Source organism: Paraconexibacter antarcticus, assembly GCF_024220175.1.
Lineage (GTDB): Bacteria > Actinomycetota > Thermoleophilia > Solirubrobacterales > Solirubrobacteraceae > Paraconexibacter > Paraconexibacter antarcticus.
The window spans coordinates 3,328,233-3,341,695 of sequence record NZ_CP098502.1 but is presented as its reverse complement, the minus strand read 5'-3'; the positions used below and the strand labels follow the sequence as shown (position 1 = coordinate 3,341,695).

The window sequence follows — 13,463 nt, the reverse complement described above, 5'->3', positions numbered from 1 at the left end:
TCCGCTCGGGGGAGATGGACGGGGTTGCGGGCGCCGCGTGGAGGGCGTCCATTTCCCCCGACTCTGCTCGGGGGAAAAGGACGTCGCCATCGGTTGCCACTTCCGCCCCCGGCCGCAATACGTCTGTACGTGATAACGTACAGCGAGCATGGCGACCGCCGACGACTACGAGGCCCAGGTCCACATCGGGCCGCGCGTTCGCGCGCTGCGTGAGGCGATGGACCTCAGCCTCCGCGACCTCGCCGAGCGCTCCGGCGTCAGCGCGCCGATGCTGAGCCAGGTCGAGCGGGGGGAGACCTCGCCGACGCTTGCCGTCGCCAGCCGCATCGCGCACGGGCTCGAGCTGAAGCTCAGCCAGCTGCTGCGCCTCGACGAGTCCGAGACGGTCTCGATCGTCCGCGCGAAGGAGCGCCGCCGCGGCGGGGCCGGCAAGCACACCTTCGAGATCCTCACCGCGCCCCTGCCCGGTCAGCGCGCCGAGCTGAGCCGCCACCTGCTGAAGCCCGGCGCCCACACCGGCGGCCCGGGCGACCCGCCGATGCACGAGGCGGGCAGCCGCGAGATCGCCGTCGTCGAGCGCGGCGAGGCCGTCCTCGTCATCGACGGGGGCACCCACCACCTCTACGCGGGGGACTGCGTCACCTTCGACGCCGACCTGCCGCACCACTTCGAGAACCCGACCACGGAGGAGACCAGCCTGCTGAACGTCGTGTCAGCCGGGCTGCGCCGATCATGACCGCACCAAAGACGCTGTTCGACAAGATCTGGGAGGCCCACGAGGTCGCGCCCGGTCTCATCTACATCGACCTGCACCTCGTCCACGAGGTCACCTCGCCGCAGGCCTTCGACGGCCTGCGCCTCGCGGGTCGCACCGTCCGCCGCCCGGACCGCACGCTCGCGACCGCCGATCACAACACCCCGACCGACGGCACGCCCACCGCGCAGCTCATCAAGGACGAGCTCTCGCGCAAGCAGGTGCAGACGCTCGAGGTCAACTGCGCGGAGTTCGGCGTCCCGATCTACTCGCTGGGCTCGGACAAGCAGGGCATCGTCCACGTCATCGGGCCGGAGCTCGGGGTCACCCAGCCGGGCATGACGATCGTCTGCGGCGACTCGCACACCGCGACCCACGGCGCCTTCGGGGCGCTCGCGTTCGGCATCGGCACCTCCGAGGTCGAGCACGTCCTCGCGACCCAGACGCTCGGGCAGACGAAGCCGAAGTCGATGCGCATCCGCTACGAGGGCGAGCTCGGCGCCGGCGTCACCGCGAAGGACCTCATCCTCGCGACGATCGGCCAGATGGGCGTCGACGGCGCCACCGGCCACGTCGTCGAGTTCGCCGGCCCGGCCATCGAGGCGCTCTCGATGGAGGGCCGCATGACCGTCTGCAACATGACGATCGAGGGCGGCGGCCGGGCGGGCATGGTCGCCCCGGACGAGAAGACCTTCCAGTGGCTGCGCGACCGCGGCGTCGACGTCCCCGACTCCTGGAAGGACCTCTACACCGAGGAGGGCGCGAGCTTCGACACGGAGATCGTCGTCGACGCGAGCGCGATCAGCCCCCAGGTCACCTGGGGCACGACTCCTTCGATGGTCGTCGGCGTCGCCGCCGAGGTACCGCAGCCCGAGGACGCCGGTGACCAGCGCGCGCTGGAGTACATGGCGCTCGAGGCCGGCACGCCGATGACGGAGATCAAGCTCGACCGCGTCTTCATCGGCTCGTGCACGAACTCCCGGATCGGCGACCTGCGCGCCGCCGCGTCGATGATCGGCGGCAAGAAGGTCGCCGACGGCGTCGTCGCGATGGTCGTCCCGGGCTCACAGCAGATCAAGGCCCAGGCCGAGGCCGAGGGCCTCGACAAGGTCTTCATCGAGGCGGGCTTCGACTGGCGCGTCGCCGGCTGCTCCATGTGCCTGGGCATGAACCCGGACGTCGCGGCGCCCGGCGAGCGCGTCGCCTCGACGTCCAACCGCAACTTCGAGGGGCGCCAGGGCCGCGGGGCCCGCAGCCACCTCGTCTCCCCGCAGATGGCCGCCGCCGCCGCCATCGAGGGCCACTTCGTCGACATCCGTACCTGGAGCTGAGGACTATCCCCATGGACCCCGTGAACATCATCGAAGGCGCCATCACCTTCGTCGACCAGGACGACGTCGACACCGACCAGATCATCCCCGCGCGCTACATGAAGCGCGTCGAGCGGACCGGCTTCGGCGAGTACCTCTTCCACGAGTGGCGCGCCAACGGCTACGACCTGCCGTCCAACCCGATCCTCGTCGCCGGCGAGAACTTCGGCTGCGGCTCGAGCCGCGAGCACGCCCCGTGGGCGCTGCTCGACTACGGCTTCGTCGCGCTCGTCGCGCCCCGCTTCGCCGACATCTTCAAGAACAACTGCACGAAGAACGGGATGCTCCCGATCGAGCTGCCCAAGGCGCAGTGCGACGAGCTCGTCAAGCGCGGGAAGGCGCGCATCGACCTCGAGCACCAGACCGTCGACGAGTTCTCCTTCGAGATCGACCCCGAGATCAAGCACCGGCTCCTCAACGGGCTGGACGACATCTCGATCACCCTCACGAAGGAGGACGCGATCGCCGCCTACGAGCGCGACCGCGAGCGTCACGGCCCCGTGACGACGGACCTGCAGGGAGCGGGCGTATGACGCACATCGCCCTCCTTCCCGGTGACGGGATCGGCCCCGAGATCATGGCCCCGGCCGTGCAGCTCCTCGAGCACTTCGTCCCGGGCGTCAGCACCGAGGAGCACCTCTTCGGCGGCGCCTCGATCGACGCCCACGGCACCGCCCTGACCGACGAGGTCCTCGCGGGCTGCCAGCAGGCGGACGCCGTCCTGCTCGCCGCCGTCGGCGGCCCGAAGTGGGACACGACGAACCCGGACGACCCGCGCCCGGAGCAGGGCCTGCTCGGCCTGCGCAAGGCGCTCGGGCTGTTCGCGAACCTCCGCCCGGTCCGGCCGCTGCCCGCCCTCTACGACGCGTCCCCGCTCAAGCGCGAGCGCATCGAGGGCACCGACCTGCTCGTCGTGCGCGAGCTCACCGGCGGCATCTACTTCGGCGAGAAGACGCGGACGGACACCGACGCCTCGGACCTGTGCCACTACACGACGGCCGAGGTGGACCGCATCGCCCGCGTCGCGTTCGAGGCGGCGAAGCTGCGCCGCAACAAGGTCTCGTCGGTCGACAAGGCGAACGTCATGGAGACCTCGCGGCAGTGGCGCCAGGTCGTCCACGCCGTCCACGCGGCCGACTTCGCCGGCGTCGAGCTCGAGGACGTCCTCGTCGACAACGCCGCGATGCAGCTCGTGTCGCGGCCCTCCGACTTCGACGTCATCGTCACCGAGAACCTCTTCGGGGACATCCTCAGCGACGAGGCGGCGATGATCACCGGCTCGATCGGGATGCTGCCGAGCGCCTCGCTGGGCAACCCCGACGGCCCCGGCCTGTTCGAGCCTGTCCACGGCTCCGCCCCGGACATCGCGGGCACCGGTGCCGCGAACCCGCTGGCGATGTTCCTCTCGCTCGCGATGCTCCTGCGCCACGGTCTGTCGCTCGAGGCCGAGGCGGGGGCGCTCGAGACCGCGGTGGACGCCGCGCTCGACGGTGGCCTGCGCACGAAGGACCTCGGCGGCTCGGCCGGGACCGCCGAGGCCACGGCTGCCGTCCTGGCCCACCTCTAGGGGACGCGCCGTGAGCGCCGCCGCCCCCGCCGCAGCCCCCCGCGTCGCCGTCATGGGCGCGGGGGCGATCGGCACCTGGATGGGGGCGGCGCTCGCCGAGGCGGGCGTCGACACGACGCTCGTCGCGCGCGGCGCCCACCTGCAGGGGCTGCGGCAGCAGGGCGGGGCGCGGCTCCTCGGCCCCGACGGCGAGCGGACGGTCCCCGTCCGCGCCGTCGCGACCGCGGCCGAGGCTGGCGGCCCGGTCGACGTCGTCATCGCCGCCGTCAAGGCGCACGACCTCGTCGGCGCCGCGCCGGCGATGGCGCCGCTGCTCCACGACGGGACCGTCGTCGTCGCGGCGCAGAACGGCATCCCGTGGTGGTGGTTCCACGGGACCGGCGATCCCGGCCGCACGCTCGCGGCCGTCGACCCGTCCGGCACGGTGGCGGCCGCGCTCCCGCCCGCCTGCGCGCTCGGCAGCGTCGTCTACCTCGGCGCGTCGATCGCCGCGCCCGGCGCCGTCGACACCCGCCCGGAGGCCGGCCTCATCCTCGGCGAGCCGGACGGCACGACGTCGCCGCGCCTTGAGCTCGTCGCCTCGCTGCTCGAACGCGCCGGCTTCCCCGTCCGCCGCACGACGGACATCCGCGCCGAGATCTTCACGAAGCTCATGGGGAACGCGTCGATCAACCTCATGAGCGTCCTGACGCGCGCCGGGCTCGGGACGATGGTGAACGACGCGGGCACCGGCCCGATCATCGAGCGGCTCATGCGCGAGATCACGGAGATCGCCGCCGCGGCCGGCCACCCCGTGCGGCTCTCGGTCGAGGAGCGCATCGCGGTGACCCGCCGGCTCGGCGACCACAAGTCGTCCACCCTGCAGGACCTCGAGGCGGGCAAGCGCCTCGAGCTCGACGCGCTCGGCGCCGCCGTCGTCGAGCTCGCCGACATCGCCGGCGTGGCCGCGCCGACCCTCCGCGCGGTCTACGCGACGGCTGACCTCCAGGCCCGCAGCCTCGGTCTGCGCTGAGGCGCGGGCCGGTGCGGACGGCGCTCGGGCGCCACTCGATCCCGAGCCCCCTGCGCTAAAGTCCGCCGCCATGGAAGCCGCTGATCTCATCTGGCTCAACGGCGAGTTCGTCGCCTGGGAAGACGCGAAGATCCACGTCCTGACCCACGGCCTGCACTACGGCACCGGCGTCTTCGAGGGCGTCCGCTGCTACGACACCGAGTCGCACGGTCCGGCGATCTTCCGCCACCAGGACCACATCGACCGGCTCTTCAAGTCGGCGTCGCTCTACTACATGGACATCCCGTACGACCGGGAGACGCTCCGCCAGGCGACGCTCGAGCTCGTCGGCCGCAACGGCTTCAAGGACTGCTACATCCGCCCGCTCGTCTACCGCGGCTACGGCACGATGGGACTCTTCCCGCTCGACGCCCCGGTCGAGGTGACGCTCGCCTGCTGGAAGTGGGGCGCGTACCTCGGCGAGGAGGGCAAACGCCACGGCGTGCGGGCGAAGGTCAGCTCGTGGCGGCGCATCAGCTCCGACTCGCTCATCCCGCAGTCCAAGGCCTCCGGTCAGTACCTCAACTCGATCCTCGCGAAGATCGAGACGCACAAGGCCGGCTACGAGGAGGCCATCGTCCTCGACGACAAGGGCCACGTGTGCGAGGGCTCCGGCGAGAACATCTTCGTCGTCCGGGACGGGGTCATTTACACGCCGCCGCCGACCGCCTCGATCCTCGACGGCATCAACCGCAAGTCGGCGATCCAGATCGCGCAGGACCTCGGGCTGCGGGTCGTCGAGCGCGACATCGCCCGCGCCGAGCTCTACCTCGCCGACGAGATCTACCTCACCGGCACCGCCGCGGAGCTCGTCCCGGTCCGCGAGGTCGACGACCACGCCGTCGGCACCGGCAGCCCCGGCGAGGTGACGAAGGCGGTCCAGAAGGCGTTCGAGGACGCCCTCCACGGCCGGAGCCCGCGCTACGCCGAGTGGCTCGACGCGATCCCCTCGCACTTCTATCCGGCCACGTCGGACACCTCGTCCGGCTCGGCGGGCTGAGGCGCACGCACGGTGACGCGGCAGCGGCGAATTCCCGGGCGGCGAGCGGTCTGACCTCCCGGTCGGTTCGCTTCGTCGCTCCCTCGCCGCCCCCGCTCACCACGCTCACCAGAGGACCGCACGCATCATGAACCCGACCATCCAGCTCTACGACGCCACGCTCCGTGACGGCATGCAGGGCGAGGGCATGTCCCTCACCGCCGAGGAGAAGGTCCGCGTCGCCCATCACCTGGACGCGCTCGGCATCGACATCATCGAGGCGGGTTTCCCGTCCTCGAACCCGAAGGAGCTCGAGCTCTTCAAGCGCCTCGAGCAGGAGACCTTCCAGCACGCGCAGATCGCGGCCTTCGGCATGACGAGCCGGCGCGGCATCCCGTCCCACGAGGACGAGAGCCTCCACATCCTCGCGGACTGCTTCGCGCCGCTCGTGACGATCGTCGGCAAGACCTGGGACCTGCACCTCGAGAAGGTCGTGAAGGTCGATCGCGAGGAGAACCTCGTGATGATCTCGGAGTCGATCGAGTTCCTCATCCGCGAGGGTAAGCGGGTCATCTACGACGCCGAGCACTTCTTCGACGCCTACCGGTCGGACGCGTCCTACGCGATGCGATGCCTGCGCGCCGCCGCGAGCGCCGGGGCCGAGCGCATCGTCCTGTGCGACACGAACGGCTCCTCGCTGCCGCACCAGATCGGCAGCGCCGTCAAGGAGGTCGTGGCCGGCCTGGGTGGCCGCGTCGCCACCGGCATCCACTGCCACAACGACCTCGAGTGCGGCGTCGCGAACAGCCTCGCCGCGGTCCTCAACGGGGCGACGCAGGTGCAGGGCACGATGAACGGCATCGGCGAGCGGACCGGGAACGCGAACCTCGTCTCGATCATCGGCAACCTGCAGACGAAGCTCGGCTACGCCGTCCTCACCGACGAGCAGCTCGTCCGCCTGACGCCCACCGCCCACGTCATCGACGAGCTGCTCAACGTCGCGCCCGACCCGAACCAGCCGTTCGTCGGCCGCAACGCGTTCGCGCACAAGGGCGGCCTCCACGTCGCCGGCATCCGGGCCGACGCCTCGACCTTCGAGCACATGGAGCCCGAGCTCGTCGGCAACGAGCGCGCGCTGCTCGTCTCCGAGCTCGCCGGCCGCCACACGATCATCGAGAAGGCCGCCGGCGCCGGCCTGGACATCGACGACGCCGCCTGCGCGCGCGTCATGGACCACGTCAAGCGGCTCGAGCACGACGGCTTCCAGTTCGAGGCGGCCGACGCGTCGCTCGAGCTCCTGCTCCGGAAGGAGGCGGGGGAGTACGAGCCGCTCTTCACGCTCCACTCGTGGCGGACGATCGTCGAGCAGGACGCCTCCGGGCGCGTCTCCTGCGAGGCGACGATCAAGATCGACATCGGCGGCGACCGGTACGTCCGCACCGCCGAGGGCAACGGCCCGGTCAACGCGCTGGACGCCGCCCTGCGCTCGGCGATCGGTGAGGTCCACCCGCACCTCACCGACGTCGAGCTCGTGAACTACAAGGTCCGCATCCTCGACGAGCACCACGGGACGACCGCGACGACGCGCGTTCTCATCGACTCGAGCGACGGCGAGCGGACGTGGGGGACGATCGGGGTGGCGCCGAACATCATCGCCGCCTCGTGGCAGGCCCTGGTGGACTCGCTGGAGTACGCCGAGCAGGCGAAGCCCTCGCCGCGCGGCTCGGGTCCGAGGCGGGAGCTCGCCCAGGGGCTCGCTCCCGCGGCCTCGGGGGACATCACCGCGACGGTCGAGACGTGAGCGCCGAGCCGCCCGGCGACCTCCCCGACGTCCCGATGGCCCAGCCGGTCCTCGGGACCGAGGAGGAGGAGCTCGTCCTCGAGGTCCTGCGGTCCGGCTACCTCTCGCTCGGGCCGACCGGCCCGCGCTTCGAGCGGGACTTCGCCGCGTTCGTCGGCACCCCGTACGCGAGCGCGGTGAGCTCGGGCACGGCCGGGCTGCACCTCGCGGTGCGCGCCGCGGGCGTGAAGGACGGCGACGAGGTCATCACGTCGCCGTTCTCGTTCGTCGCGAGCGCGAACGTCATCGCCTACGAGCGCGCGACGCCGGTGTTCGCGGACATCGACCCGGTGACGCTCAACGTCGATCCGGCCGCGGTGGCCGCCGCGATCACCGACCGCACGACGGCACTCCTGCCCGTTCACATCTTCGGCTACCCGGCCGACGTCCCGGCGCTCGAGACGCACGGGCTGCCGATCGTCGAGGACGCCTGCGAGGCGCTCGGCGCCCGCCACGCCGACGGTGTCGCCGTGGGCGCGCGTGGTCACGCCGCCGTCTTCGGCTTCTACGCGAACAAGCAGCTCACGACGGGCGAGGGCGGGATGGTCACCCTCGGCGACGAGGCCACGAAGGCCCGCATCGACTCCGAGCGCAACCAGGGGCGCGCGCCGGACATGGGCTGGCTCGACCACGACCGCCTCGGCTTCAACTACCGCCTCACCGACCTGCAGGCCGCGGTCGGGATCGCCCAGGTGCAGCGGCTCCCGCAGATGCTGGCCGACCGCGCGGCGGTCGCCGGCCGGTACCGCGAGGCGCTCGCCCCGCTCGCGTCCGAGCTCGACCTGCAGCTGCCCTGCGAGGACCACGACGGCGACGTCCGGGGCTGGTTCGTCTTCGTCGTCCAGGTGCCGCGCGGCCACGACCGCGATGACGTCATCCGCGCGCTGCGCGCGCGGGGCGTGCAGTCGAAGCCGTACCTGCCCGCGATCCACCTCATGTCCTACTACCGCGAGACGTACGGGCTGCGCGAAGGGATGTTCCCCGTCTGCGAGGACGTGGCCGCGCGGTCGATCGCGCTGCCGTTCTTCCCGGCGATGCGCCAGGATCAGGTCGAGCGCGTCGCGGACGCCTTGCGGGAGGCCCTGAGGGGGTCATAATCCCGCGGATGGCGAGCGTTGCATGCGGACGGGACGAACGCGCGCGCCGACGCTCCGAACGCGTCGGCGCCGCCGGGGTCCTCGCGGCCGCCGCACTCCCGGTCGTGCTCTGGCACGCGGTCATCGCCGACATCGCCCGGATCACGACGAGCGCCCGCACCTCCGAGGCCGTCCTCGGCTGGACGCCGTGGGTGATGATGGCGCTCGGTGTCCTCTGCGCCGTCCCGGTCGCCATCGACCGGCGCCGCTCGCGGGGCGGGCGTTTCCACACCGCGGGGGCGGGCGCGTGGACGGGCTGGGGCGTGACGCTCTACCTCCTCGGCTTCGGCCTCGCCACGCAGGTCGCCCAGCTGCACTCGCTCAGCACCTGACGGCCGCCTCCCGCACCGGGCGGCCGGGCACGACGGGTCCATAGACTCCCTCGCCGATGTCACGCTTCTCGCTGCCCCAGGACGCCGCCTTCCAGGCGCTCAACACCTCCCTCGGCTTCGACCGCCGCCTCTGGCCGTTCGACGTCGCGCAGTCCCGCGCCCACGTCCGGATGCTCGCGGCGCAGGGGATCATCTCCGAGGCCGACCGCGACGAGATCCTCGGCGGCCTCGACCAGGCGGCGTCCGAGCTGGAGGCGGGGACGTTCCCCTTCCTGCCCGACGACGAGGACATCCACATGGCGGTGGAGCGCCGGGTCACGGAGCTCACGGGCCCGGCCGGCGGGAAGATCCACACCGGCCGCTCCCGCAACGATCAGGTCATCACCGACCTCGCGATGTTCACGCGGGACGCCGCGACACGGCTCAGCGGCGACCTCGAGCAGCTGCGGGCGGTCGTCCTGCAGGTGGCCGAGGCGCACCTGGACTGGCCGATCCCCGGCTACACGCACCTGCAGCGGGCGCAGCCGGTCTACCTCAGCCACCACCTGCTCGCCTACTTCTGGATGCTCACCCGCGACATCGAGCGCTTCGCCGCCGTGCTCCGGGCGACGAGCGAGCTGCCGCTCGGCGCGGGCGCCCTCGCGGGCGTGAACTTCGACACGGACCGGCGGATGGTCGCCGCCGAGCTCGGCTTCGCGGGGGTGACGCCGAACTCCGTCGACTCGGTGTCGAACCGCGACTTCGTGCTCGACCTCCTGCACGCGCTCTCGGTCACCGCGACCCACCTGAGCCGCCTCGGCCAGGAGATCGTCCTGTGGACGAGCACCGAGTTCGGCTTCATGACGCTGTCGGACGCGTGGTCGTCGGGCTCCTCGATCATGCCGCAGAAGAAGAACCCGGACGCCGCCGAGCTCCTGCGGGGCAAGGCGCCGCGGGTGTGGGCGCACCAGGCCGCCCTGCACGGGGTCATCCACGCCCTGCCGCTGACGTACAACAAGGACCTGCAGGAGGACAAGGAGCACCTCTTCGACGCGGTCGACACCGTCGCGCTCTGCATCGCCGCGGCCGGCGGGATGCTCGAGACGGCGACCTTCCACCGCGACGCGATGTCCGCGGCGGCGTCGGATCCGATGATCGCCGCGGTCGACCTCGCCGACTTCATGGTCAAGCGGGGGATGCCGTTCCGCGAGGCGCACGGCGTGGTCGCGCGGCTCGTCCGCGAGTCCGTCGACGGGGGCACGTCGCTCGCCGACGTGACGACCGCCGAGCTCGGCGCCGAGGCGGGCGCGATCTTCGAGCAGTCCTCGTGGCTCGAGTCCAAGGTCTCCGAGGGCGGCACCGCGCTCGCCCGCGTCCGCGAGCAGCTCGAGCAGGCGCGCGCCCTCCTGCCGGCCTGAGGTGGCGGCCGCGCCGGAGATCCTGCCGCTCGGGTTCTACGACCGCCCGGTCCTCGACGTCGCCCGCGACCTCGTCGGCTGTGTCGTCCGCCACGGCGACGCGTCGGGCGTGGTCCTGGAGACCGAGGCCTACCACGACTCCGAGGCCGCCTGCCACGCCCACATCGGCCTCACGCCGCGCACGCAGGTGCTGCTCGGGCCGCCCGGGATCGCCTACGTCTACCGCTCCTACGGGATCCACGCCCTGCTCAACGCGGTCTGCGAGCCGGACGGTGTCGGCGCCGCCGTACTCATCCGGGCGATCGCGCCGCTCACCGCCCTCGAGGACATGCGGGCGCGCCGCGGCTTCGTCCCCGACGCGCGCCTCGCGGACGGCCCGGGGAAGCTCACGCAGGCGCTCGGGCTCGGCCTCGAGGCAAACGCCACCTCGCTCGTCGACGGGCCGGTGACCTTCGGCCCGCGGCCGCCGGAGTGGGAGGACGTGCGGCTCGTCAGCGGCGTGCGGATCGGCATCACGAAGGCGGCCGATCTCGAATGGCGCTTCGCCGCCGCGGGAGCCCGCGGCGTCTCGCGTCCGTGGCCGCCCGGCCTGCTCGGGTGAGGCGGCCGCGCCGGGTCAGCCGGTCGGCGGCCCGGCGCCACCGGTCGGGTCCGCGCCGCCGGTGCCGCCCGTGCCGCCGGTGCCGCCCGCCGGCGGGGTCGGCGCCGGGGTCGGCGCGGGCGCGGGGGTCGGCGCCGGCGTCGGGGTGGGCGTCGGGGCCGGCGTCGCGGGAGCGGACTTCTTGGGGGTCGCGGTGTTCGGGGCGGCGGGCGCGGCGCCCGCGCCCCCGGTCGTCCCGCCGGCGGTCCCGCCCGTCGTGCCGGCGCCGGCGCCCGTGCCCCCGGTCACGCCGGGGTCGGGCGCGACGGTCCCGCTCGTGTCGGTCGTGCCCTCGGTGACCACCTGCCCCGCGGGGTTCGTCGTCGTCCGCGGCGCGGTGTCACCCGTGCCGGAGCGCTTGGCGCGCTCCTTCGCGGCCTGCTCGTCGAGGTACGTCATCGACGGGAGCATGAAGTCGTGCCAGATGAGGGCCGGGTACGTCCCGCCCTCGACGGGGCCGCCCTCGAAGTTCGTCTTCATCGGGATGAGCTTGTCCGGGTACCCGACCCACACCGCGACGGTGAGCTTGTCGGTGAACCCGACGAACCAGGCGTCGCCGTAGTTCGAGGTGGTCCCGGTCTTGCCGGCCGCGAACTGCCCGATCTGCGCGCGCTTCGCCGTCCCCTGGGAGACGACCGTCGTCATGATCTGGGAGGTCTCCTGGGCGATGTTCTTCGGGAGGACGCGCTGCCTGCGCGGCTCGTTCTCGATCCGGTGGCCCTTGTCGTCCTCGATGTAGCGGATGCCGACGGGGCCGCCGTCGCTCGCGCCGAGGGTCCCGGAGATCCGCTGCCCGCCGTCGGCGAACGTCTCGTAGGCGTGGGCCATGTCGAGCGGCGTGACGCCTTGTTTCAGGCCGCCGAGCGTCATCGCGAGGTTGTGGGAGACCGAGGTGCGGATGCCCATGCGCTGGGCGAGCGTCGCGATCTTCTTCGTCCCGATCTGGATGCCGACGGTCGCGAAGACCGAGTTGTCGGAGAAGGTCAGCGCGTTCGCGAGCGTCCGCTGGCCGACGAAGACGCCCTCGTCGTTGCTCACCGGGAACTCCTCCTTGCAGCGCCCGTCCTTGAACTGGGCGACGCAGAAGATCTTCTTCTTGGACTCCCACACCGAGGCGGGGCTGATGCCCTTGCGCAGGGCCTCGGCGAGGATGAACGGCTTGAAGGACGAGCCCGGCTGGCGCTGGCCCTGGGTCGCGAGGTTGAACGGCCGGTCGCTGTAGGGCTGGGTGCCGGACACCATCGCCCGGACCTCGCCGCTGTCGTTGTCGATCGCGACGAGCGCGGCGGTCGGCCCGTTCGGGTTGCCCGCCATCCACCGGTTGACGGCGTTCTGCGCGAAGTCCTGCATCTTCATGTCGATCGTCGTGCGGACCTTGAAGCCGCCCTCGAACGCGCGGCGCGCGCCGTAGCGGTCGACGAGCTGCTGGCGCACCCACGAGACGAAGTACGGCGCCTTCGTGTTGAGCGACGGCGGCTTGACGTTCTCCGGCGCGGGCAGCGCCTCCGCGATCGCCTTCGAGTACTGGTACGGCGTGATCGCCTTCTGGTCGCGCATCTTCTGCAGGACGAGGTTGCGGCGGGCACGGGCGGCCACCGGATGGGCGACCGGATCGAAGCGGCTCGGCGACGCGACGATCGCCGCGAGCAGCGCCGCCTCCTGCGGGGCGAGCTCCTTCGCGCACGGGCGCTTGATCGTCCCGCAGCCCGGCTGGTCGGGCGTCCCGACGTGGTTGACGTCCTGGCCGAAATACGTCTCGGCGGCGGCCTCGATGCCGTAGGCGCCGTTGCCGAAGTAGATGGAGTTCAGGTACTCGGTGAGGATCTTCTTCTTCGACCACTTGCGGGTCAGGTGGTAGGCGAGCGCCGCCTCCCGGAGCTTCTGGAAGACGGTCCGCTTGTCCTGGGCCTGCAGCGCGTTCTTGACGAACTGCTGGGTGATCGTGGACCCGCCCTGGACCGCGCCGCCCTTGACGATGTCCTCCACGAAGGCGCGCGCGATGCCGCGGATGTCGACGCCGGAGTTCGTGTAGAAGCGCCGGTCCTCGATCGCGATGATCGCCGAGCGCATGTTGTACGAGATGTCGTCGTACTGGACGAAGATGCGGTGCTGGTCGGAGGCCAGGCGCCCGAGCGTGTTGCCCTGGACGTCGAGCAGCACCGAGTTCTGACCGCCGCGGCCCTGGTACTGGGGTTCGTTCTCGAGCGCCGGCAGGTCGCTGGCGACGGCCATCATCATCCCGAAGACCGTGGAGACGACGGCGAGGACGCCGAGCGGCACGAGCAGCGCGAGCAGCCGCAGCCATTTCAGGCGCGGCTTGACCCGGACGGGAGGGGTCTCGTCGGTGACGGGACGGAGATGGGGGCGTTCGGCGTCGCTCATCGCTGATCGGCTCGT

General features: G+C 71.9%; 12 protein-coding genes. 11 read left to right on the top strand and 1 reads right to left on the bottom strand.

Annotated elements, in window-relative coordinates; all coding sequences use genetic code 11:
• Nucleotides 1-148 precede the first annotated feature (148 nt).
• The 11 genes from NBH00_RS25300 to NBH00_RS16290 all read left to right on the top strand — a co-directional run bounded on the left by NBH00_RS25300 (nt 149) and on the right by NBH00_RS16290 (nt 11,027).
• Nucleotides 149-736: a helix-turn-helix domain-containing protein gene (locus tag NBH00_RS25300; protein WP_302182644.1), complete on the top strand. Its 588-nt coding sequence runs from the start codon at nt 149-151 to the stop codon at nt 734-736.
• Nucleotides 733-2,085, top strand: a complete 1,353-nt coding sequence (leuC, locus tag NBH00_RS16335) for a 3-isopropylmalate dehydratase large subunit (RefSeq protein WP_254569657.1) — start codon at nt 733-735, stop codon at nt 2,083-2,085. Before NBH00_RS25300 ends, leuC begins: the two co-directional genes overlap by 4 nt.
• A gap of 11 nt (nt 2,086-2,096) precedes the next feature.
• The gene (leuD, locus tag NBH00_RS16330) at nt 2,097-2,657 is read left to right on the top strand and encodes a 3-isopropylmalate dehydratase small subunit (protein WP_254569656.1); all 561 of its coding nucleotides are present in this window, start codon (nt 2,097-2,099) and stop codon (nt 2,655-2,657) included.
• Nucleotides 2,654-3,691 (top strand): 3-isopropylmalate dehydrogenase, encoded by a 1,038-nt coding sequence (gene leuB / locus NBH00_RS16325; protein WP_254569655.1) that lies wholly within the window; start codon nt 2,654-2,656, stop codon nt 3,689-3,691. The genes leuD and leuB overlap by 4 nt, the downstream gene beginning before the upstream one ends.
• 10 nt (nt 3,692-3,701) lie before the next feature.
• Entirely contained in the window at nt 3,702-4,703 is a 1,002-nt protein-coding gene (locus NBH00_RS16320; RefSeq protein WP_254569654.1) for a ketopantoate reductase family protein, read from the top strand.
• 70 nt (nt 4,704-4,773) lie between these two features.
• A complete protein-coding gene (locus NBH00_RS16315; protein WP_254569653.1) occupies nt 4,774-5,742 on the top strand; it encodes a branched-chain amino acid transaminase in 969 nt (322 codons plus the stop codon).
• Between the two features lie 127 nt (nt 5,743-5,869).
• On the top strand, nt 5,870-7,522 hold the full coding sequence (gene cimA / locus NBH00_RS16310) for a citramalate synthase (protein WP_254569652.1): 1,653 nt from the start codon (nt 5,870-5,872) through the stop codon (nt 7,520-7,522).
• Nucleotides 7,519-8,658: a DegT/DnrJ/EryC1/StrS family aminotransferase gene (locus tag NBH00_RS16305; RefSeq protein ID WP_254569651.1), complete on the top strand. Its 1,140-nt coding sequence runs from the start codon at nt 7,519-7,521 to the stop codon at nt 8,656-8,658. Before cimA ends, NBH00_RS16305 begins: the two co-directional genes overlap by 4 nt.
• 8 nt (nt 8,659-8,666) lie before the next feature.
• Complete coding sequence (locus NBH00_RS16300) at nt 8,667-9,029, top strand: hypothetical protein (protein WP_254569650.1); 363 nt, start codon at nt 8,667-8,669, stop codon at nt 9,027-9,029.
• A 56-nt stretch (nt 9,030-9,085) separates the two neighbouring features.
• Nucleotides 9,086-10,426 (top strand): argininosuccinate lyase, encoded by a 1,341-nt coding sequence (gene argH, locus NBH00_RS16295; protein WP_254569649.1) that lies wholly within the window; start codon nt 9,086-9,088, stop codon nt 10,424-10,426.
• 1 nt (nt 10,427) lies between these two features.
• Nucleotides 10,428-11,027 carry a DNA-3-methyladenine glycosylase gene (locus tag NBH00_RS16290; RefSeq protein ID WP_254569648.1) on the top strand — a complete coding sequence of 200 codons (600 nt, stop codon included), beginning with the start codon at nt 10,428-10,430 and terminating at the stop codon, nt 11,025-11,027.
• Nucleotides 11,028-11,042: 15 nt separating this feature from the next.
• Here the strand turns inward: NBH00_RS16290 and NBH00_RS16285 are convergent, their stop codons facing one another.
• Entirely contained in the window at nt 11,043-13,448 is a 2,406-nt protein-coding gene (locus NBH00_RS16285) for a transglycosylase domain-containing protein (protein ID WP_254569647.1), read from the bottom strand.
• Between the last annotated feature and the right edge of the window lie 15 nt (nt 13,449-13,463).

What these genes read in the sequence shown, in the direction of transcription:
- leuD (WP_254569656.1), top strand. Translation starts at nt 2,097, where the DNA reads ATGGACCCCGTGAACATCATCGAAGGCGCCATCACCTTCGTCGACCAG.
- argH (WP_254569649.1), top strand. Translation starts at nt 9,086, where the DNA reads ATGTCACGCTTCTCGCTGCCCCAGGACGCCGCCTTCCAGGCGCTCAAC.
- leuB (WP_254569655.1), top strand. Translation starts at nt 2,654, where the DNA reads ATGACGCACATCGCCCTCCTTCCCGGTGACGGGATCGGCCCCGAGATC.
- cimA (WP_254569652.1), top strand. Translation starts at nt 5,870, where the DNA reads ATGAACCCGACCATCCAGCTCTACGACGCCACGCTCCGTGACGGCATG.
- NBH00_RS16285 (WP_254569647.1), bottom strand. Translation starts at nt 13,448, where the DNA reads ATGAGCGACGCCGAACGCCCCCATCTCCGTCCCGTCACCGACGAGACC.
- NBH00_RS16300 (WP_254569650.1), top strand. Translation starts at nt 8,667, where the DNA reads ATGGCGAGCGTTGCATGCGGACGGGACGAACGCGCGCGCCGACGCTCC.
- leuC (WP_254569657.1), top strand. Translation starts at nt 733, where the DNA reads ATGACCGCACCAAAGACGCTGTTCGACAAGATCTGGGAGGCCCACGAG.
- NBH00_RS16315 (WP_254569653.1), top strand. Translation starts at nt 4,774, where the DNA reads ATGGAAGCCGCTGATCTCATCTGGCTCAACGGCGAGTTCGTCGCCTGG.
- NBH00_RS25300 (WP_302182644.1), top strand. Translation starts at nt 149, where the DNA reads ATGGCGACCGCCGACGACTACGAGGCCCAGGTCCACATCGGGCCGCGC.